This window comes from Enterococcus devriesei (assembly GCF_001885905.1).
Lineage (GTDB): Bacteria > Bacillota > Bacilli > Lactobacillales > Enterococcaceae > Enterococcus_A > Enterococcus_A devriesei.
The window spans coordinates 34,790-53,985 of record NZ_JXKM01000003.1; the positions used below are offsets into that span (position 1 = coordinate 34,790).

The 19,196-nt window shown below is 38.7% G+C and carries 20 protein-coding genes; 6 read left to right on the forward strand and 14 right to left on the reverse strand.

Annotation, left to right across the window (positions count from 1 at the left end; translation table 11 throughout):
* Positions 1 to 315 precede the first annotated feature (315 nt).
* Both RV00_RS04910 and RV00_RS16630 read left to right on the forward strand, forming a co-directional pair.
* Positions 316 to 1,353, forward strand: coding sequence for a helix-turn-helix domain-containing protein (locus RV00_RS04910; RefSeq protein WP_249024059.1), 1,038 nt, complete (start codon positions 316 to 318; stop codon positions 1,351 to 1,353).
* Positions 1,354 to 1,431: 78 nt separating this feature from the next.
* On the forward strand, positions 1,432 to 1,803 hold the full coding sequence (locus RV00_RS16630) for a hypothetical protein (protein WP_249024060.1): 372 nt from the start codon (positions 1,432 to 1,434) through the stop codon (positions 1,801 to 1,803).
* Between the two features lie 90 nt (positions 1,804 to 1,893).
* On the opposite strand, the gene gad is transcribed toward RV00_RS16630, so the two are convergent.
* The 6 genes from gad to RV00_RS04940 form a co-directional block, all read right to left on the reverse strand.
* A complete protein-coding gene (gad, locus tag RV00_RS04915) occupies positions 1,894 to 3,294 on the reverse strand; it encodes a glutamate decarboxylase (protein WP_071861504.1) in 1,401 nt (466 codons plus the stop codon).
* 33 nt (positions 3,295 to 3,327) lie between these two features.
* The gene (gene gadC / locus RV00_RS04920; protein ID WP_071861505.1) at positions 3,328 to 4,839 is read right to left on the reverse strand and encodes a glutamate/gamma-aminobutyrate antiporter; all 1,512 of its coding nucleotides are present in this window, start codon (positions 4,837 to 4,839) and stop codon (positions 3,328 to 3,330) included.
* A 280-nt stretch (positions 4,840 to 5,119) separates the two neighbouring features.
* Positions 5,120 to 5,818: a helix-turn-helix domain-containing protein gene (locus RV00_RS04925; protein WP_071861506.1), complete on the reverse strand. Its 699-nt coding sequence runs from the start codon at positions 5,816 to 5,818 to the stop codon at positions 5,120 to 5,122.
* A 59-nt stretch (positions 5,819 to 5,877) separates the two neighbouring features.
* Positions 5,878 to 6,507 carry a hypothetical protein gene (locus tag RV00_RS04930; RefSeq protein ID WP_071861507.1) on the reverse strand — a complete coding sequence of 210 codons (630 nt, stop codon included), beginning with the start codon at positions 6,505 to 6,507 and terminating at the stop codon, positions 5,878 to 5,880.
* A 1,293-nt stretch (positions 6,508 to 7,800) separates the two neighbouring features.
* Positions 7,801 to 8,499: a helix-turn-helix domain-containing protein gene (locus tag RV00_RS04935; protein ID WP_071861508.1), complete on the reverse strand. Its 699-nt coding sequence runs from the start codon at positions 8,497 to 8,499 to the stop codon at positions 7,801 to 7,803.
* Between the two features lie 320 nt (positions 8,500 to 8,819).
* A complete protein-coding gene (locus RV00_RS04940; protein ID WP_071861509.1) occupies positions 8,820 to 10,133 on the reverse strand; it encodes an NCS2 family permease in 1,314 nt (437 codons plus the stop codon).
* A 308-nt stretch (positions 10,134 to 10,441) separates the two neighbouring features.
* Here RV00_RS04940 and RV00_RS04945 point away from each other — a divergent pair, with 308 nt between their 5' ends.
* Positions 10,442 to 11,353: a UbiA family prenyltransferase gene (locus RV00_RS04945; RefSeq protein ID WP_071861510.1), complete on the forward strand. Its 912-nt coding sequence runs from the start codon at positions 10,442 to 10,444 to the stop codon at positions 11,351 to 11,353.
* Positions 11,354 to 11,392: 39 nt separating this feature from the next.
* Here RV00_RS04945 and deoC read toward each other — a convergent pair whose 3' ends face one another.
* The 4 genes from deoC to RV00_RS04965 form a co-directional block, all read right to left on the reverse strand.
* Complete coding sequence (gene deoC, locus RV00_RS04950) at positions 11,393 to 12,070, reverse strand: deoxyribose-phosphate aldolase (RefSeq protein ID WP_071861511.1); 678 nt, start codon at positions 12,068 to 12,070, stop codon at positions 11,393 to 11,395.
* 103 nt (positions 12,071 to 12,173) lie between these two features.
* Positions 12,174 to 12,470, reverse strand: a complete 297-nt coding sequence (locus RV00_RS04955) for a rhodanese-like domain-containing protein (protein ID WP_071861512.1) — start codon at positions 12,468 to 12,470, stop codon at positions 12,174 to 12,176.
* Positions 12,463 to 14,112 (reverse strand): FAD-dependent oxidoreductase, encoded by a 1,650-nt coding sequence (locus tag RV00_RS04960; RefSeq protein WP_071861513.1) that lies wholly within the window; start codon positions 14,110 to 14,112, stop codon positions 12,463 to 12,465. The genes RV00_RS04955 and RV00_RS04960 overlap by 8 nt, the downstream gene beginning before the upstream one ends.
* A gap of 1 nt (position 14,113) precedes the next feature.
* Positions 14,114 to 14,425: a rhodanese-like domain-containing protein gene (locus tag RV00_RS04965; RefSeq protein WP_071861514.1), complete on the reverse strand. Its 312-nt coding sequence runs from the start codon at positions 14,423 to 14,425 to the stop codon at positions 14,114 to 14,116.
* A gap of 169 nt (positions 14,426 to 14,594) precedes the next feature.
* Here RV00_RS04965 and RV00_RS04970 point away from each other — a divergent pair, with 169 nt between their 5' ends.
* From RV00_RS04970 to RV00_RS04980, 3 genes are all read left to right on the forward strand, one after another.
* Positions 14,595 to 14,855 carry a metal-sensitive transcriptional regulator gene (locus RV00_RS04970; protein WP_071861515.1) on the forward strand — a complete coding sequence of 87 codons (261 nt, stop codon included), beginning with the start codon at positions 14,595 to 14,597 and terminating at the stop codon, positions 14,853 to 14,855.
* Between the two features lie 9 nt (positions 14,856 to 14,864).
* Positions 14,865 to 15,179 carry a DsrE family protein gene (locus tag RV00_RS04975; RefSeq protein WP_071861516.1) on the forward strand — a complete coding sequence of 105 codons (315 nt, stop codon included), beginning with the start codon at positions 14,865 to 14,867 and terminating at the stop codon, positions 15,177 to 15,179.
* Positions 15,180 to 15,338: 159 nt separating this feature from the next.
* A complete protein-coding gene (locus RV00_RS04980) occupies positions 15,339 to 15,668 on the forward strand; it encodes a hypothetical protein (RefSeq protein WP_071861517.1) in 330 nt (109 codons plus the stop codon).
* A 46-nt stretch (positions 15,669 to 15,714) separates the two neighbouring features.
* Here the strand turns inward: RV00_RS04980 and RV00_RS04985 are convergent, their stop codons facing one another.
* From RV00_RS04985 to RV00_RS05000, 4 genes are read right to left on the reverse strand one after another with little or no spacing between them, the layout of a single operon-like run.
* Positions 15,715 to 16,029, reverse strand: a complete 315-nt coding sequence (locus tag RV00_RS04985; protein WP_071861518.1) for a PTS lactose/cellobiose transporter subunit IIA — start codon at positions 16,027 to 16,029, stop codon at positions 15,715 to 15,717.
* 11 nt (positions 16,030 to 16,040) lie between these two features.
* Positions 16,041 to 16,361: a PTS sugar transporter subunit IIB gene (locus RV00_RS04990; RefSeq protein WP_071861519.1), complete on the reverse strand. Its 321-nt coding sequence runs from the start codon at positions 16,359 to 16,361 to the stop codon at positions 16,041 to 16,043.
* On the reverse strand, positions 16,354 to 17,811 hold the full coding sequence (locus RV00_RS04995; protein WP_071861520.1) for a 6-phospho-beta-glucosidase: 1,458 nt from the start codon (positions 17,809 to 17,811) through the stop codon (positions 16,354 to 16,356). The genes RV00_RS04990 and RV00_RS04995 overlap by 8 nt, the downstream gene beginning before the upstream one ends.
* A gap of 21 nt (positions 17,812 to 17,832) precedes the next feature.
* Positions 17,833 to 19,188, reverse strand: a complete 1,356-nt coding sequence (locus tag RV00_RS05000; RefSeq protein ID WP_071861521.1) for a PTS sugar transporter subunit IIC — start codon at positions 19,186 to 19,188, stop codon at positions 17,833 to 17,835.
* Between the last annotated feature and the right edge of the window lie 8 nt (positions 19,189 to 19,196).

Sequence of the window (19,196 nt, forward strand, 5' to 3'; positions counted from 1 at the left end):
AATTTAATCTCATTATTCTAGTGCTTCCTTCTAATTCACTAAGAATGCAAAGATATTGTTATTCAATAGACGGTTAAAAAAGCGTTGCTAGTAAAACACTTTGATATAAAGAGCTTTATTCTCAATAATTATTATTACCTAAAAATAATTTAAATTATTGAATATATATCGATTCAGTCAATGCAATCGACTAATCTTAATTATTTTATTTCTATCTCTAAAAAAATGACGAGATATTAACAATAAAAATATCTAAATGGATTAAATTGGTATACAATATCAATCATATGTATTTGTCCACTCGGGAGGCTCTTTATGTTAAAAAGGTATATTGAAAAAAATATTTTTCGCCAAGTCTATCTCTGCCAACAGTTGTATCAGAAAAAAAGAATTTCGATCCAATTGATGGCCGAACGATTAAACGCTTGTACCGTTACTATCAATAATGACCTAGACCTACTAAAGGAAACTTTCGGACAGGAAATCGCTACGTTTGAGCGAACAAGAGACACCTGTTTTATCGCTTTTGATTCCACCTATTCCTTGTTAGAACTAACCCAGCGAATTTATCGGCGCTCAGATTTTTTACGGGTATTAAACGAATACTTGAAGGGGAATACACATTGGGCGGAAATTGCAGAAAAAGAATTTCTTTCTACTAGTAAAATTTATCAAATTCGGAAAGATATTTTTACTTTCGCAAAGGAGCTGGGGTATCCTTACTCTTCTCACGCCATTGATTTTCCTGAAAAAGACATTCGCTACTTGCTATTAGCGATTTCACGATACACCGGCGATGCTTCAGCGATTCCCTTTAACAAAATGATTGCGACCGCCGCAGAGGAATTGATTACTTACGTAGAAGAACATTTTTTTGCTCGAGCGTATCCTGAAAATGAGCGAGAGATTATCATTTCCGGCATCTTACTAAGCAGCCAGCGCGCACGGTGCTTTGCCATTCACTTTTCTGAAGAAGAAAAGCAGATGGCTCAGCAAACACCGCTATTTGCGCTATTGCAAACCGGCGTGAAAAAGTTAACTTCGTCTATTTTTACAAACGAAGAGGAACTGTATTTTATCTATTCACTCTTCAATGCACGAAATTATACCTGCAATAATTACGAGTTGCTTCAGAAGGATTTTGAAGTTGTGTACCAAAATCATATCAAGCGTTATCCTGAAATCGAGCGGTTGCTTCAACAGCTCCGTTCCTCCTTAGAAATCCCTGCAGAAAATGAGCTGCTACTAAAAAAGGCTTTTCTGCCCTTTATTCGCTCCACTTGGGCTAATTTGCAATTATTCCAACCAGATTTAATCTACCTGAAAGATAGGCATCAACTACAAACCTATTAAGAAATTAAACATGTCTTGAATCAGTGGTCAGACACTTGTTGCACTAGCATTCAGTGGAACGAAAACCTCGTTTGTAAAATGACACTGATCCTTGATCTATTACGGAAAAACAGCTTCAACCAAAAAATCGAATTATATATCGTCACGCCATCTGACTTCAATTTTTTATATTATCAGAAGCATCTAAGTGATTTGCTAGACGAACGGCATTTTGTCATTAGCAATATGATTTATCACACCTTAAATGACGTAGTCGACGATGTATTCTTTTGTTCAAGACGTATTATTGTTTGTGATACCGCCCTTTACCAACAAAATTTAGGTAGTGAAAATACATTGATTTTCCCTGTTTCGCTCCAAACAATCGACGAAACGTGTTTTAAGATCAATCAACTTATGCACCCGACTGAAAAGGAGGTTGGGACAGAAGTGTTCAGTTCCGAAAAGTAAGACGGAATCTCCGAAGAAACCACTTCTAGACGACCGTTTATCCATAAATAAGAGCTGGGATTATGTTAATATCCCAGCTCTCTTACTTTATTAATGAGTAAATCCATATGTCTTGATTTCAGTTTTTTCATGGTAGACGACATGCGCTTTATTTAATGCTTCAATTGCTTCTTGCATATCTTGAACGTAATCACACGCCATGTTCATACCAAAATCAGCTCGAATGACCAGCCGTTGAATGATTTCTTGATCCAAGTTCTTAGGAAGTGGGTAAGCAGGAACTTGCCATCCCTTCATTAAGAGACGATCCGCTAAATCATACAGGTTCCATTCACGAGTTGCATCTTCTTTCAATTTGTAGCAGACAATCGGTAATTGAGACCCGTCATTCACGATTTCAAATAAACCGGTTTCTTCGATCGCCTTTGCCAAATATAGCGCTACGTTATGTGTACGTTCATGAATGGCTTTATAGCCGTCAAATCCATAACGTACAAAATTATAATATTGGCCGATTAATTGGGCTGCACTATGAGAAAAATTAATCGCCATTGTTGGGAGTTCACCGCCTAGATAGCTGACTTTGAAGATTAATTCTTTAGGTAAATATTGTTGATCACGCCATAGTACCCAACCCACACCAGGATAAACCAATCCATATTTATGACCAGAAGAATTAATTGAAATAACATTTTTCAAGCGGAAATCCCAAACTAGATCAGGTTCAGTGAAAGGAGCATAGAAACCACCTGATGCTGCATCAACATGGATATAAACTTTATAATCCGTCTGCTTGTTATATTCTTCAACTAGATTATCTAACCCTTTAATATCATCATAGCGACCTGTATAAGTGATACCCATGATCCCAACGATTCCGATCGTATATTCATCAACATAATCCATTACCTTGTCCAAATTGATCGACATATGTTCTTGATCTAACGTTACTTCGCGCATTTCAACATCCCAATAAACACAGAATTTTTCCCAGCAGACTTGATAGCCAGATGAGATCACCAAATTTGGTTTTTTCGCATTAAGATCCAACCCTAACTTTTCTGCCCGTTTTCGCCACGCGAATTTCATCGCCATCCCGCCTAACATACAGGCTTCGGAGGAACCAATGGTTGATGTTCCCATAAATTTTTCATGCTCACTAGCATGCCATAGATCAGCAATCATGTTCACACAACGATTTTCGATCTCTGTCGTACGAGGATATTCTGATTTATCAATAGCATTTTTTTCTAGTGTTTGGCTCATCAACTTAACCGCTTCTGGTTCCATATACGTTTGGCAGAAAGTGGCTAAGTTTAAACGGGCATTCCCTTCATCCAACATTTCGTCTTGTACCAATTGATAGGCTACACGCGGCTCAATAGATTCTTGGTTCAATTTATATTTAGGTAAATCGACTCGTTCACTTTCTGATCCAAAAATTGGTTCTAAATATTCTGCTTCATCACGATTTTCTTTTCCATATAACATATCTATATCCTCCTAAAAATCCTTTTGTCTAAATTAATGTTTCAATGTATGTTCTTCTTTTTGGACGATTTCATGTTCACCACGAGCTGCCGGATAAACCGCTGGATTCATATCTCCTGCTTTCATATGAACGGGCTCTTCCAACTTTTTATGACCTTGCTTGTCATGCAGCTCATAAATAATAAACGGTAAAATCACTGTGATTACAAAACTGATCAATAGTATGATTTGGTAGGTCCGGTCCTCACTCTTTGCAATCGATGCTGGGGGAACAAAAGAAATCAACAAAGCAAAAACTGATAATAGTAGTCCGACACCAGCAATGATTGTCTTTCCGATTGTTTTTCCCGGCACGTTATAAGAACGTTCCAAGTTTTTCTTTTTATACAATAGTACGAAATACCCGATAAAGAATAATAAGTACCCAACTAAATAGATAACTACAGTCAATGAGATGGCGACTAAAAAGGATAAATTATTTCCGCCACCACCGAAGGTCAGTACTGCACCCCAAATCGTTACGATCACTCCTTGAATCATAATCAACGGTACTGGTACACCATGCGTATTGGTTTTACGCAAGAAGTTAGGCAATAGCCCCCGTTGCGCTGCCGCAAACATTCCGCGAGAAGGGCCAACTACCCAAGAACTTACTTCCCCCATTACGCCAAAAGCAATCATCAACGCGATAACTTTCACCAGCCAACCTAAATGACTGTTAAAATGTAAAATCAATAATTGGAACGTTTGGATCACTCCAGCGCTTAAAGATAATTCATTTTGGGGAATCACTGCTGCAACTGAAAAACCACCAATCGCATCTAAGGCAATCGCTAAAATAACCAATAGAATCATTGCTAACGGATAGTTTTTCTTTGGATTTTCCAGTTCATTAATATGAGAAGCTGATGCTTCAACTCCCATGTACGCCAAGATAAATGACACAAAAACTACGAGTGTCGATACTTGTGAAAAATCTGGAATAAATGCTTTTTTACTAATAGCGATCTCTATTGGATTGCCGCCGATGAAATACGCTGCCGCTAATCCAAATAAAATTACAGATGGAATAAGAATCCCAATCACAAATCCAGCTTTCGCAATTTTTGCTGTCCGCTGTGTTCCGCCTAATTGTGAAAAGGTCAGTCCCCAAAAAATGATTAAGAGACCGATATATTTCATTAAAGGATCAGTATTTAACGCTTGAAGATTCAATACATACGATAATGCCCCTAGAATGAAATAGATCATCGTAACGAAACCTACCGTAATTTGAAACCATTGAAAAAAGATGGCCGCAAACCCAAAACGTTCGCCTAATGTTTGACTGACCCAGCTAAAGATACCGCCATTCTGCCAGCCTTCTACCGTAGACATCTCAGCCGCACACAAAGCTACAGGTAAAAACCATAAGATTCCGCCTAGTAATAAAAAGAACACTAGGTGCAGCTTTGAAGTTGCAAACGTTGGATATTCATAAACGGTTAAAACCATCGAGGCCGTCAATGCAAAAAAGCCAAATAAAGTTAATTTTTTCTGATTCATAGAACCGCTTCTTTCCCTTTTTTTACCTGATTATCGTTGACGAGCTTCAGGGAAAAGCCATTGATACACACTGACTAAACATTTCTTAGCACCTTCTTTCTTACACGAATTAGTATAGTCAGCAGGTAGAAAGTTTTTTTCCTTACTTTTTTAAATTGAAGGATGCGACTTTAAAAAAATAAAGAATTATTATTGGTACTCCATCGAATGAGTTATGCTCGCTAAAACAAAAAAGGCTTTGGTTCTCTCCAATTTTGGAGAAGACCAAAGCCTTTTTATTTTATACACTATATTCCTGAATATGATCATTCATTAAACCGTTAGGAACATCGTGCAGCCGATACCCATTTCCCCAGTACGTAATGATTCGCACATTATCAATATGAGCATGAGCGATTTTCTTACGAATATTCCCTACAGCTGTTGACATCTGTACGAGACGGGACTTACTCACTTCATTATTCCACACCTTATTACATAGCTCGTCTCTGGAAATAATTTTACCGCTGCCTTCAGCAAGCGCCGAGATAATTTTCTTCTCGATATTATTTAACGAACTGTAAAAAAGTACCAAGTCTTGTTTCTTCTGTTCCGATTGACGAACCAATCCTTTGGAAATCGTTTCTGCCTGGCCTTCGCGTTTATCACTTAACAATAAAAACTCGCGCAACTCAGTTAATGTACAATCAATCGACAAACAATGGTTGTCATCAATATTCGGTACTGGTTCATCCGTTCTTCTCAAATAGTGTAAATCCTTTTCAAGTACGATCGGCAAAATATCAGTAAATTCCTGATTCGTCAACGTTTCACTAAAAATGACAATATCAAAAAGAGATAAGATATCCTCAAAATATTGCGGCTTATCAACATCAAAAAATTCTTTTAAGACAAAAACTTCGTAATCCAGTCGTTGCAATTCATTTTGAAAATCTTGCTCGATAATAATATTTCTGGTCAGAATAATCACTTTTTTCATCTTTCGTCACTCCCATCTTCCCTTTTCACTCACTTTTTCAACCATCAATGGTACCCCTATCATTGATCTATCTCTAAAGAACGAATACCGTTCTTTATCTCGTTTACGACTTCCTGAGGCAGATCCTTCTTCACCTCAACGGCTTCCATCAATTGATTTTTCAAATTCAATCCAATTGTTTGAGCTTTTTCTTCCGCACTTTGGATAATCCTGCGACTCAAAGTCGTCGCTTCCAATAGCGTATCAGCGGCATCCTCGCGAATAAATAACTCTAGTGCAGCCCGCTCTTCTTTTAAAAATACGTAATTGAACAATTCCTCGTTTCTCTCCTGTAAGTACATATATTGTTCTAAAAGCTGATCGTACTTTTCTTGTAAGCTATTCTGCTCAGTATTACACATAAATGTTTTTGGCTGCTTCAGAATAAAGCTGCGCCTTTCCAAACTATCCTTGTTGTGATAAACGACTTTATCCATTAAAACTCGTTCATTCATTGCTTCTAACTGCCTTGTCAACGCTTTACAATGATTACGATAAGCGGAAACTCGCTCTTCTAACGCGCCTCTAATTCCCGCCAATCGCTCTACTTCATCAGTTAGTTGTTCATTCTCTATTTCTAATGACGCAACTTTTCCATTTAATTGTTGGATCGACTGTTCTTTTAATTTAGAGATGTTCAAATCCTTCAATTCTTCTTCCTCATTTCATCCTAATTTTCCATTACAATTTCTCTGTTATTATGTATGTTTTTAGCTATCTATCAGTAAAATAATAGGAACTGCTCTGAGATATTCTATAGTAGGAAAACTTATCTTCTCACTTATTATCGACCAATTTTCAGACTATCTTTGCTAGCCCTTCTTCTTTATAGAACAGAATCAGTCTCACTATAAAAAATAGATTTCCATCTTGAAAGCTTCTATATAATCAAAGATTAGAAATTTTTTTCGATATTTGGATCGAGAGGTTATTGAGAATACTCGATCAGCGTATAGAAACCCATCTCGATAACCATAGTTATCTAATCGGTTAAAAAAAATACGGTTGCACTTTAACCCAAAAAGCATAATAATTATTTTTATTTCAAATAAATGATATTTATGTTTTGTTATACATCTATTTTTAAAAAATTATAAAATATTTTTTATAATAAATCAACAGTATATTAATTTTTAAAGAAACCTTTTTTTTAAAATGTTTTTTGCTCTACGAAATTTCTAATCTTTTCACCATTAAAAATACATAAAATTCAGTTTAAGAAATATCGAGCATTCTTTCTTGCGTTTTTGGAGAAGTAATCGTGAAAAATCCCCACATAATAATAATTATCTTTAAATAATTGTTGAGTATTTTCTTCTATTCATAAAAGTAAATAGAGTTTTCACCTTAAATTAAGGATCATTTCTATGCTAAAAAGTTCCTTGAGTAAAAAAATGTTAATATATTTTCACTTAAAAAATAATAATTATAAATATATTATGCATTAAGTTCTAAAAAGAATATTTATTCATTTTTTCTAATCTTTATTAATTGTTTGATTTTTCCATTTTTTGAAAATCTGGTTATTTTTCTACCTACAATTTTTTTGTTGCTATTTAAAGCAATTCCAATTAACCCATGCTTATTTATAATCGTGGTAAGGATTATAAACTAGGAATGAAATAAAATGCCAAAACCCTTGATATGATACTTTTCCCATTCTTTTAATCTTTAATAAGAATCATTCTCTTTTTCTAAAATCCTCATAGATTCTTTGATATTTCTGCCGGACCGCTAATCTATAGAAAGCTCTACAATGATTCTTACGAATGGATCAGTCGAAGCAATGACTTAATAATGCTGTATTAATATGAAATTCTTCTCTCCACCAAATCTAATCGATGTTCGCTCGTTAGATTTAAAAGAACCACTTCATTAAACTTAAGTTTAATGAAGTGGTTCTCTCTAAGAATGATTTACTTTTTTAAAAAGCTTTCTGGACTTTAATACAAAGAAACTTCCGTTTCGACAATATCTTCCTCTAAATAATCGAAAATTCTTTTATTCAAACGATAACCTTGTCCCCAAACAGTTTGGATAGCTTCATCGCCTAATTCAATTTCTAGCTTCTCATTTACTTTTGAAACTACTTTAGACAAGCTCGCTAAAACGGATTTCGTTGGATCTTTCTCCCAAATTTGGCGACTAATTTCCTCTCTTGAAACTGTTCGATCACCGGACTTGATCAAGTAGTAAACAATTTCTTTTTGCTTCAATTTCAAATTCAACTCGGATAACTTTTGCTTTACCGTAATTTGCTGCACGCGTTCCACGTCCTTCAATACAAGACGGGAAAGCTCTGCTGCTAATAAGACTTCACGCAATCGCTCCAAGCTCGCCTCGACAGGAATCCAAGCATCAAAAATAGTCTCAGAATTTTGACAGCTAATCTCACTTGAGCGACGAAAAGCTTTAAAATTCCCCTGAGGCAGCAGCGCAATCAGCTCCTCCGCTTCCTTATCGTAAAGTGTCTCACTAAAAATAATCGCTTCAAATTGATAAAGAAAATCCTCACTATATGATTTATTCCGAATCAAAGTAATCATACTACTGGAACAATACACTTCATGTCCTAACTGCTTCAGTTGACGTTCGAAGTTTTCTTCATATAGAGGGACTTTGGTCAAAAGTAATAATTGCATGATCTGCTCCTTTCGATAGCTTCAACTTTCTATTTGGTCTCTTTTTTCAGAACAGCAACTAAAAAGATGCGGTCTTAACACTAAGACAGCTATATTTATAGAATGCATCTGAAATATAATCGTTTTTTAATTAAAATAATTATAATATAATGTTATTTGCAGGTCAAATTTTATTTTACATTAATTTTTGCGTTTTTTGTTTTGACTAAATAATTATTTTGTTGTTACAAATATAATAACCGTTTATCAATATTTACCGAAACTTTTTAATACAAAAAAAACTGCTTCACTCTGAACCAGACAGAGCGAAGCAGTTTCTTCTATTTTACATTCAAGATCCACATAAAACCAATAAAGACGAAAAATAGTGCATACATGATCGGTGAAACTTCCTTGCCACGTTTGGCCGCGATCATGGTAATTGGATAAAAAATGAAGCCTAATGCGATTCCATCAGAAATACTATAGGTCAATGGCATACCGATTAAAATCAAGAAGGATGGGATCGCGATTTCTAATTGATCCCACTTGATTTGACGCAATGATTGTGCCATTAACACACCCACAACGATCAATGCTGGTGCGGTAACCTGTGAGGTAACGACGGATAATAGCGGAGAAAAGAACAATCCAAAGATAAAGAAAATACCGGTGGTAATTGCCGTTAAGCCAGAGCGACCACCGACAGCAATTCCTGCTGAGGATTCAACATAGGCTCCGACAGGTGAAGTTCCTAATAATGAGCCCGCCAACATTGCAGTAGAGTCAGATGCTAACGCTTTTCCGACCCGCGGCATTTTATTATCCTTCATAAATCCAGCTTGGTTGGCTAATCCAACTAAAGTCCCTGCTGTATCAAAAAAAGTTACCAACAAGAACGTCAAGACAACGACCCAAAGTTGCAATGTATTAATATCTTTTATATGCTTCAAGGCCACTAAAAAAGTCGGTTTTAAGCTAGGTGCCGCTGAAATGATTTGAGTCGGCGCATGGATCAAACCAGTTGCTAATCCTAATAAGGTCGTAGCCACCATGCCAATAAAGATTCCACCAGGTACACGACGTACCATCAAAATCGCGGTCACGATCAAACCAAAAACAGTCAGCCATGTCGTTCCCACGCTCATAGATCCCAAGCCAACTAGCGTCGATTTATTGGCAACAATAATGCCACCTTCACTTAAACCTAAGAAAGCAATAAATAACCCAATCCCACCAGAAATCGCATATTTTAAATCAGAAGGAATCGCATCAATGATCATTTCCCTAAGTTTAAAAATCGTGATCAGGATAAAGATTAGTGAAGCAACAAAGACTCCAGCTAATGCCGTTTCCCAACGAATCCCCATTCCAATACAGACTGAGTATGCGAAGAAGGCGTTAATCCCTAAAGCAGGTGCCGTTGCGATGGGATAGCGAGCCAAGACACCCATCAAGATACAGCCTAAGGCACTGGCTAATGCCGTCGCGGTAAATACTGCACCTTCATTCATTCCTGAGGCGCCAAGTACGCTAGGATTGACGAATAGAATATAAGCCATCGAAATAAAGGTTGTAAAGCCCGCCAATATTTCTCTTTTTACTGTTGTGTTCAATTTTTCAAGTTCAAAATAGGAATTTAATTTCCGTTTCATGAATGATCCCCCTACAATCGAAATAATGTTCGTAAAATAATTGCATGTTTTTTCAAACAACGAGGATAATCATATAATAAACATGATAATAAGTAAACAATAATGTTGAAAATCGTCAAAACACGAACATTCACTACGGTGATTCTCCGTTTCTATTTTTCTGATGAACATATTAGTGGACAAATGATGCAATCCCCGATAACTTGATTAAGGATCAAATCGAATCATTAGAACAAATTTTTGTTGCTAGTGTCAGCAGAGCGTTAAAAAGTTTTTGAAAATTAGCAAGAAATTAAAGGAGAATCACTGTGAAGCAATTAACCTTCAAGCAATTTTGGGAACTGTCTGAAATTTATACCGCTCCCTTGAATCTTTTTATTATTTTACTAGGCTATGGGATCGCTAAATTTCAATTTAACAGCCGCCCCAGCCCGGAATTTTTTCTATTTATTTTGATTATCGTGATGTTTCATATTACCGTGAATGTCTTCAATCACTACATGGATTATCAAAATGCTTCGGATGAGAACTACAAACAACAGACAAACATCATTGGACGAGATCATTTGGATCTACGTTTTGTCCGTAATTTTTATTTAGCTAATTTAGTTGTTTCCTTTTTATTGGGATTACTTTTAGTTTGGCGGACGAATTGGGTGATTGGCATTCTAGGGGTGATTGGATTTTATATCGGATTGTTCTATTCCTATGGACGACGTCCGCTGAATAGTTTGCCCATCGCTGAAGCTTTAACCGGGACCGCCAGCGGCTTTTTTATTACCGTTGTCAGTTACTATCTTGCCGTTTATCAACATCCGGTCGTTACAGCTGCGATGGTCGGCAAAGTCTTTCTGATCAGCCTGCCGCTCGTCTTGATGATGTTCAATAATTTATTAGCGAATAACACTTGTGACTTGGAAGAAGACATTGAAAATCATCGTAAAACGCTCGTTTACTACTTAGGGAAACCCTTAGCCGTCAAGGTCTTATTGGGTGTTTATGTCTTCAGCTTCATTTGGTTGGCTGTTTTAGTATTCGCTGGCCTCGCTCCGTGGACTATTCTGTTTTTACTGTTGCTTTTTCCCAAAAATTGGCAAAGCCTTAAAAAATATCGAGCCTTGCAAGACAAAAAAACAACCTTCCCCATTGTGTTGAAGGCCATGTCAGCGATCATGGTGCTTTATCCGCTGCTTTATTTTGTTGGAACACTTTTTTATTAATCAAACGCCTGCTTGAAGGTTCAAGCAGACGTTTTTTTACTAGGCGAAACGTTCTTTGTACTCTTCAATAATCTTGATCCCCGAGCTGGTGCCAAGACGCTGTGCTCCGGCTTCGATCATTGCTAGTGCCGTCGTCAGATCACGAATGCCTCCGGCCGCTTTGACTTTCACTTCTTCACCGACAACTTTTTTCATTAGTGCCACATCTGCTAGTGTCGCCCCACCGGTTCCAAAGCCGGTCGAGGTTTTGACAAAATCTGGTTTGACTGCTCGAGCAATCTCGCAAACAATGACTTTTTCTTTATCCGTTAAATAGCAATTTTCTAAAATCACCTTACTGAGGATGCCGCCTTCACGTGAAGCTTTGACAATCGCGGTCATTTCTTCTTTTATATACTCACTATCACCGGCTTTTAATTTGCCAATATTGATCACGTAGTCAATTTCATCCGCACCATTTTTAATTGCATCTTGGACCTCAAAAACTTTCGTTGCAATCGTTGTTTGTCCTAGTGGAAATCCGATCGCCGCTCCTACGTGGACTGGGCTGTCTTGTAAAAATTCTCGACACTGCTTTACGGGAAACGAATTGATCGCTACCATTTTAAAGCCATAGTCATCCGCCTCTTGGCACAACTGGCGAAATTCATTTTCAGTCGCATCTGCTCGTAATAATGTATGATCGATTTGATTCGCTAACGCTTTTAATTCAATCATTCTGACTACTCCCTTCAGGATTTACTGATACTCCTATAGTACCATGGACTCCTACCTTTTTTACTAAAAAAAGGTACTCGAGCTATGCGAGTACCTTTAAAAATTAATCTAATTCACCTGGCCAAGCAGAAGTTCCACCTTCGACATTGGTTACATCGTAGCCTTGGGCAGCTAGAAAAGCACAAGCCCTAGCTGAACGAGCCCCTGATTGGCAAATAACATAGTATTCTTTTGTCTGATCAAGCCGCTGGCTGTGTTCACCTAACTGACTTAACGGGAAATTTTCCGCTGTCGGGACATGACCGGAGGAAAATTCTTCCGGCTCTCGAACATCGAGAATCCTTAGTTGTTCTTTTTGACTTAATGGATAAAAAGCGGACATTGCAATTGTCTTAGTCATAAATTAGCTCCTCTGGTCGAACGGTTTTATATAAAGCAAAGGCACCGTCTAAATTTTTTACGTTGAATCCGTTTTGTTTCAGCATACGTTCGGCGACATAGCTACGAAGGCCGCTGTGACAGCTCACAATATATTCCTTTGCTGGATCCAATTCATTCATCCGTTCCCGAAGTTGATTCAAAGGAAGACTGATGGCATTAGGAAAGCGTCCCTTCGCTAACTCATCAGGGTTCCGGACATCAATTAATTGTCGCCCTTTTTCCTGTTCTGCTTTTAGTTGGTACCATTGAATCGATTCGCTGATACCTTCTGCTAGATTGATTGCCCCGTAGCCCAACAAATTGACCGGGTCTTTAGCAGAGCCAAAAGGTGGGGCGTAAGTGAATTCTAATTCTGGCAGATCAAAGATCGTCAAGCCACCTTTGATTGCTGTAGCTAAAATATCGATTCGTTTGTCGATCCCATTGGCGCCGACACCTTGCGCGCCGTAAATAGTTCCTGTTGTAGGGTCGAAAACTAATTTTAAGGTAACTTCACTGGCCCCGGGATAATAGCCGGCATGGTCTTTGCCTGAGACATGAATGACTTGGACATCCAGTCCCGCTTGTTTGGCCACTCGTTCATTGAGTCCGGTTGAAGCAGCAGCCAAATCAAATACTCGGACAATCGCGGTACCGATGCTGCCACGATTTTTCCGTTTTAATCCTGCAATCACATCTGCTACTTGACGACCTTGTCGATTGGCTGGGGAAGCTAGCGAGATCAATGCATCTTTACCAGTAATTTGCTGTTTGACGACGATTGCGTCTCCCACGGCAAAAATATCGGAAACACTCGTCTGATAGTTTTCATCGACTAAAATTCCGCCACCCAGGCCAACCTCGATCCCCGCTTCAACAGCCAGAGTATTTTCTGGCCGAACACCCACAGAAAGAATCGTTAGGTCAGAAGAGATTTCTTCCCCATTGGTTAAAATAATTTTTTTACCCGCTTCAATCAATTCCTGAGCAGACTCTCCGGTGATTACTCGGATGCCTTTCGCCTTCAATTCATTTTCCACAAAGGCCGCCATCTCTTCATCTAGTGGTGGCAACACTTGAGGGGCTTTTTCAATGATCGTAACGTCTAACCCACGAGTTTTCAAATTTTCTGCCATTTCAAGCCCAATGAAACCAGCACCAATGACTGTCGCTTGTTTAGGCTCCTTCTCCAATGCTTCCATGATTTTGTCCAAATCAGGAACATTTCTTAAACTATAAACGTTGTCAGCTGCTAGTAAACCTGCCATTTCAGGAATCAAAGGCTTGGCACCTGGTGACAAGATCAATTTATCGTAGCTTTCTTCAACAGTCCCTTGCTGATTTTTGATCGTGACTGATTTAGTCGCTGGGGAAATTTTTGTAACCTCATGAAACGGGCGGACATCTAAATTAAAACGAGCTTGCAGCGAGGCCGGTGTTTGAACAAGCAACGCATCCCGCTGGGTTATTTCACCAGAAACATAATAAGGCAAGCCGCAATTAGCAAAGGAAACGAACGGGCCTTTCTCCAACACAATAATCTCTGCGTCCTCCATTAACCGCCGCAATCGTGTCGCTGCCGACATCCCACCTGCAACTCCACCTACAATGATAATTTTCATTCTATTTACCTCCTCTAGTCGAACCTTGCCAACGATTCATTCCACCTTGGATATTGATTGCTTCGTAGCCCATTTGTTTTAAACGCTTGGCTGCTTGTTTGCTACGCATCCCCGATTGACAGATCACATAAACTTCCTTTTTCTTTCCTTGATAACTATCAATTTTATTTAATGGATGATTGATTGCTTGTGTAATATGCCCACCCCGGTATTCACTAGGGGTACGAACATCTAGCAAAACAATTGATTGGTTCAGTCTTTCAGCTAGTTTCTGTGTTGAAATAGTCGGGATCTTTTGAAATAAATGAAACATACTTGCTTTTTCCTCGCATTCTTTTTAATATACCTACAAGGGTATTTTTATCATAAAAAAATTACTTGTGTCAACGATTCTGTTTAGTCCACTTTCCCTCAAATCATAAAATTTGACGAGGGATACCCTAAGTAGGTATATTCTTATAGAAATAAAGGAGTGTCTGCCAATGAAATTAGAAAAAAATAAAATGCTTAATCGCTTAAAACGAACCGAAGGCCAGATTCGTGGTGTACAAAAAATGATTGATGAAGAACAGGAATGTATCGATGTAATTACTCAATTAAGTGCCGTACGTTCCAGCATTGATCGGGTGATGGGGATGATCGTCGCTGAAAATTTAAAAAACTGTTTTGAACATCCAGAGAACGATCCCACTGAACAAGCGGAAAAATTGGAACAAGCTATCAATATGATTATTAAGAAATAAGGTGAGAATATGAATGTCGTCTTCCATATCGACGAATTAGCAAAATGGTCAGAAACCGCCAGCAATGTCAAAAATTTATTAAAAGAACCCGTAGAGGTCAAAATTGTTGTCTTAGTTAACGGTGGTGCAATTAAAGGCTACTTGGCGCCAGAAAATAAATCATTTATTTCAACTGCTGAAATTACATTCCACGCCTGCAACAACGCCATGCGGGCAAATAAAATCGAGGCTGCGCAACTGCCGCAAAACGTTGAAGTCGTCCCCGCTGGTGTGCTGGATTTGATTGAGCTTCAGGCTAAAGGATACGCGTATATCAAACCGTAAATTAAAGCCTCGAAAACGTCTAAGGGCTGAAAAAGGACTTCCAAAAAAAGGGAAAGCCTGCTAAAAAAATCCTTTGCTTTTTACCTAGCAACGGTACACTATTATCTTCAAATCGACAGAACAATTCGTTTTATAAAACGTTGAAGGAAGATGAATCTTTTGGTCACGCAAACTATTTATTTTGTTATTCCAGCTATGGTCCTCTCCAGTTCTCCATTTGTTCAAAAGCCCTATCGGCAGCCATTACTACAGCTAGAACGTAGACTCGGTAGTAGTTTTTCAATCAAGCTGATTTCATTACGAGGGCTTATCGACAACGTTAATCCAGAGGGGCTTTATCTCGTCCCCGAAAATGGTCTTGCCGCGATAGCCGCTCTTGAGATTGATCTTCCAAGAATAATCAACGTTCCTTCAAATATTTTTGCCGTTGACGTACAAGCAGATATCGTCCAAAAAATATTTGTCGCAATTAGTCAAAAACAAATATAAAAAAATCCCGCTCCATGAATTAACGAGATTCATGGAACGGGATTTCTTATGCACTGATTTTTTTGTAAACATCGATGATTTCTTTGGCTAAATCGGTAAAGGCGATGGACGTCATTAGATGATCTTGACTGTGTACCGTCAACAAATTTAAGCTTATGTGTTCGCCCTGCGCTTCTTTAGTCAGTAGTCCTGTTTGTGAATGGTGCGCTTCAACTAATGATTCTTCTGCCAACTTGATTTTTTCATCGGCCAAAGTAAAGTCTCCATTTTTGGCTTCTTGGATTGCTTCCATCGCGTTACTTTTGGCATTACCGCCATGAATGATCAGACCCATCACAGCTTCCAAGTTTTCTTCTTGCATCCGTTCACTTCCTATCCTTTGATCATGTTGACGGCTTGATCAAGTACCTTCTCACCGTTCATCATACCGTAGTCGGTCATATTGATCACATCAACAGGAATGCCTAGCGGCGCTAATTTTTCTTCGAATTGTTTTTGCATGAACCGAACTTGTGGTCCTAACAAAACAGTATGAATTTCTTTTTCTTGGATCTTATTTGTTGCGTCAGCCGCCGCTGTGGCAAAAATATCCACATCTAGCCCTTTAGCCAACGCTGCTTTTTGCATCTTAGTAACGAGCATACTGGTACTCATTCCCGCGTTACAAACCAACATAATCGTTTTTTCACTCATTTTTTGCCACTCCTTGTTCTTCCAATACTTCGCCATTGGTGGCGATCACATTTTGGAACCAATAGAAGGAATCTTTTTTGCTGCGATTCAAGGTTCCGCTGCCATCATTGTCTTTGTCCACATAGATAAAGCCATAACGTTTTTTCATTTCACCGGTGCCGGCAGAAACTAGATCGATAAAGCCCCAAGGTGTATAGCCCATTAGGTCGATTCCGTCATAGATTACCGCTTCTTGCATCGCTTCGATGTGTTCACGTAAATACTCGATTCGATACTCATCATGGATGCCCCCATCTTCGGTGATTTCATCCACTGCGCCAAACCCATTTTCTACGATAAACAAGGGTAATTCATAGCGATCGTTGAACCAATTCATCGCATAGCGTAAACCGGTAGGATCAATTTGCCAGCCCCATTCAGACGCTTTGACATATGGATTTTTCACTAAGTCGTGAGCTTCATCATAATCATAAGCGGGACCTTTATCGTGATCTTTAATGGCAAAGGACATGTAATAGCTGAAGCCGATATAATCGACGGTACCTTTGGTTAATTGGCTTTCATCTTCAGCCGTAATATCTAACTCAAATTCTTTCCGTTCAAAATAACGTTTCATGTAGCTTGGGTAGCGGCCTTTACAATGAACATCGGTGAACCAATAGCGGCGCTGCATTGCCACTGTTGCCGCCATCATATCAGACGGACTGCAAGAGTAAGGATAGATTGGAACCATCGCGATCATACAGCCGATCTCAAAATCAGGGTTGATTTTGTGACCAAGCTCAATTGCTTTGGCACTTGCCACCAATTCATAGTGAGCGGCTTGATACATAATCTTTTCCCGATCTTCTCCCGCTTCAAACTTCAAACCAGAATTCGTAAAAGGAGCGAAGTCTTCTTGGAAATTTGCTTGATTGTTGATTTCATTAAAGGTCATCCAATATTTGACTTTGTTCTTGTAGCGGCTAAAACAAACTTCTGCAAAACGAGCGAAGAAATCGATCATTTTGCGATTGCGCCAACCGCCGTATTCTGTCACTAAATGATAAGGCATCTCGAAATGAGATAACGTAATCACCGGTTCAATGCCATATTTTAGACATTCATCAAATAAATCATCATAAAATTGTAAGCCGGCTTCATTAGGCTCCGGCTCATCCCCTTTAGGAAAAATTCGTGTCCAAGCAATCGAAGTCCGAAAACATTTCAATCCTAATTCTGCAAAAAGCTTCACGTCTTCTTTATAACGACCGTAAAAGTCAATCGCTTCATGGTTGGGATAGTTTTCTCCCGCTAAGACACCTTCTGTGATGCGACGAGGAACACCATTGGCTCCTACTGTCATCACGTCCGCCACACTGATCCCTTTGCCGCCGTCTTGCCAGCCGCCTTCTAATTGGTGGGCGGCAACCGCGCCGCCCCATAAAAAGTTTTCTTTAAAAATACTCATGCTCCTACCTCTTATCTTTGATTAAACCGTTGCATTACCTTCGGCTGTTTTATTTTCGTTTGCTAAATCTTTTTCGATTTGTTCTACACTTTCTCCTTGTTCTTGCAAGTAGTTCAATGAATCTACTTTACGAACAAATGGTAGATAGATGAAGAATCCTAGTGTTAGAACAAATGCTTGTAATACAGCTGTTCTCCAGCCGCCAACTAAGAATCCTGAAATAATTGGTGGTGTGGTCCACGGAACTTGAACCGCTGTAAATAATGGTACTAAGCCGGTGTATAGTGAGAAGTACGTTACTACACCAGAAACCATTGGAGTCAAAATAAATGGTACCGCCATGATTGGATTCATCACAACCGGTGTAGCAAATAAAATTGGTTCATTGATATTGAAGAAGGCTGGTAGTAAAGCCAAACGTCCTAATTGTTTGAACTGAGCAGATTTCGCGAACATAACCATGAACATAACGATCCCAATCGTCATCCCTGCACCAGTCACTGTCATAAATTGATCTAAAAATTGTTGTGTTACGATGTGTCCGCCGTTAGCAACCGTTAATTCTTTGCCTGAATTTAAAATCGTTGTATTTTGTAAAGAGTTGGCTTGTAGAATCGGACCCATGATCCCGCCGACTAGGGTTGAACCGTGTACTCCGAAGAACCACAAGAATGGAACCAAGAAGCCTAACATCATGGCACCACCAAAGGTATCAGTTACCCCTTGCATTGGTGTTTGGATCACTTTATAGATAGCTTCGACCACTGTCGTGTTAAATACTTTATCAAAGATGATATAAACCACTAATGAGAAGGTGGTAATCACTGCCGCTGGAATCAAAGCAGTAAATGAATTAGCTACGTTTGCCGGAACTTGTTCTGGCAATTTAATGCGGATGTCGCGTTTCAAGAACCAAGAGTAAGCCCAACCAACAAACAAACCAACTAAAATCGCGCTGATCATTCCTTGACCGCCTGTCCAGGTTTTATCGATAACGTTAGAAACCATCGCTTTCGTTTCTGCGTTGGTGGCAGTTGAATGTTGTGTCAAAAGGAAGACAACTAAAGAAATCATCCCTGCTGGCAAGCCTTCAAAGCCTTCTTCTTTAACATATGAATTTGCGATACCCATAACAGCAAAAATTGACATAATAGCAAATGATGCGCCGTACGCTTCGTTAAAATAAACATCTAAACCACTGTTGGCTACCCATTCTGACACGGCTGGAACCGGAAAATTCGCTAACAATAAGAAAACTGAACCAACGATCGTAAAGGGCATCGTGTATAGCATCCCATTACGTAACGCCGTAATTGCTTTGGTATTTACAAATTTTAAAATAGGGGGTAATAATTTCTCGTTAATCCACTGATTCATAAAAGATT

Excerpts from the sequence above, each read along its gene's own strand:
- RV00_RS04910 (WP_249024059.1), top strand. The coding sequence starts at position 316 with ATGTTAAAAAGGTATATTGAAAAAAATATTTTTCGCCAAGTCTATCTC.
- RV00_RS16630 (WP_249024060.1), top strand. The coding sequence starts at position 1,432 with ATGACACTGATCCTTGATCTATTACGGAAAAACAGCTTCAACCAAAAA.
- gad (WP_071861504.1), bottom strand. The coding sequence starts at position 3,294 with ATGTTATATGGAAAAGAAAATCGTGATGAAGCAGAATATTTAGAACCA.
- gadC (WP_071861505.1), bottom strand. The coding sequence starts at position 4,839 with ATGAATCAGAAAAAATTAACTTTATTTGGCTTTTTTGCATTGACGGCC.
- RV00_RS04925 (WP_071861506.1), bottom strand. The coding sequence starts at position 5,818 with ATGAAAAAAGTGATTATTCTGACCAGAAATATTATTATCGAGCAAGAT.
- RV00_RS04935 (WP_071861508.1), bottom strand. The coding sequence starts at position 8,499 with ATGCAATTATTACTTTTGACCAAAGTCCCTCTATATGAAGAAAACTTC.
- RV00_RS04940 (WP_071861509.1), bottom strand. The coding sequence starts at position 10,133 with ATGAAACGGAAATTAAATTCCTATTTTGAACTTGAAAAATTGAACACA.
- deoC (WP_071861511.1), bottom strand. The coding sequence starts at position 12,070 with ATGATTGAATTAAAAGCGTTAGCGAATCAAATCGATCATACATTATTA.
- RV00_RS04955 (WP_071861512.1), bottom strand. The coding sequence starts at position 12,470 with ATGACTAAGACAATTGCAATGTCCGCTTTTTATCCATTAAGTCAAAAA.
- RV00_RS04960 (WP_071861513.1), bottom strand. The coding sequence starts at position 14,112 with ATGAAAATTATCATTGTAGGTGGAGTTGCAGGTGGGATGTCGGCAGCG.
- RV00_RS04965 (WP_071861514.1), bottom strand. The coding sequence starts at position 14,425 with ATGTTTCATTTATTTCAAAAGATCCCGACTATTTCAACACAGAAACTA.
- RV00_RS04970 (WP_071861515.1), top strand. The coding sequence starts at position 14,595 with ATGAAATTAGAAAAAAATAAAATGCTTAATCGCTTAAAACGAACCGAA.
- RV00_RS04975 (WP_071861516.1), top strand. The coding sequence starts at position 14,865 with ATGAATGTCGTCTTCCATATCGACGAATTAGCAAAATGGTCAGAAACC.
- RV00_RS04985 (WP_071861518.1), bottom strand. The coding sequence starts at position 16,029 with ATGCAAGAAGAAAACTTGGAAGCTGTGATGGGTCTGATCATTCATGGC.
- RV00_RS04990 (WP_071861519.1), bottom strand. The coding sequence starts at position 16,361 with ATGAGTGAAAAAACGATTATGTTGGTTTGTAACGCGGGAATGAGTACC.
- RV00_RS04995 (WP_071861520.1), bottom strand. The coding sequence starts at position 17,811 with ATGAGTATTTTTAAAGAAAACTTTTTATGGGGCGGCGCGGTTGCCGCC.
- RV00_RS05000 (WP_071861521.1), bottom strand. The coding sequence starts at position 19,188 with ATGAATCAGTGGATTAACGAGAAATTATTACCCCCTATTTTAAAATTT.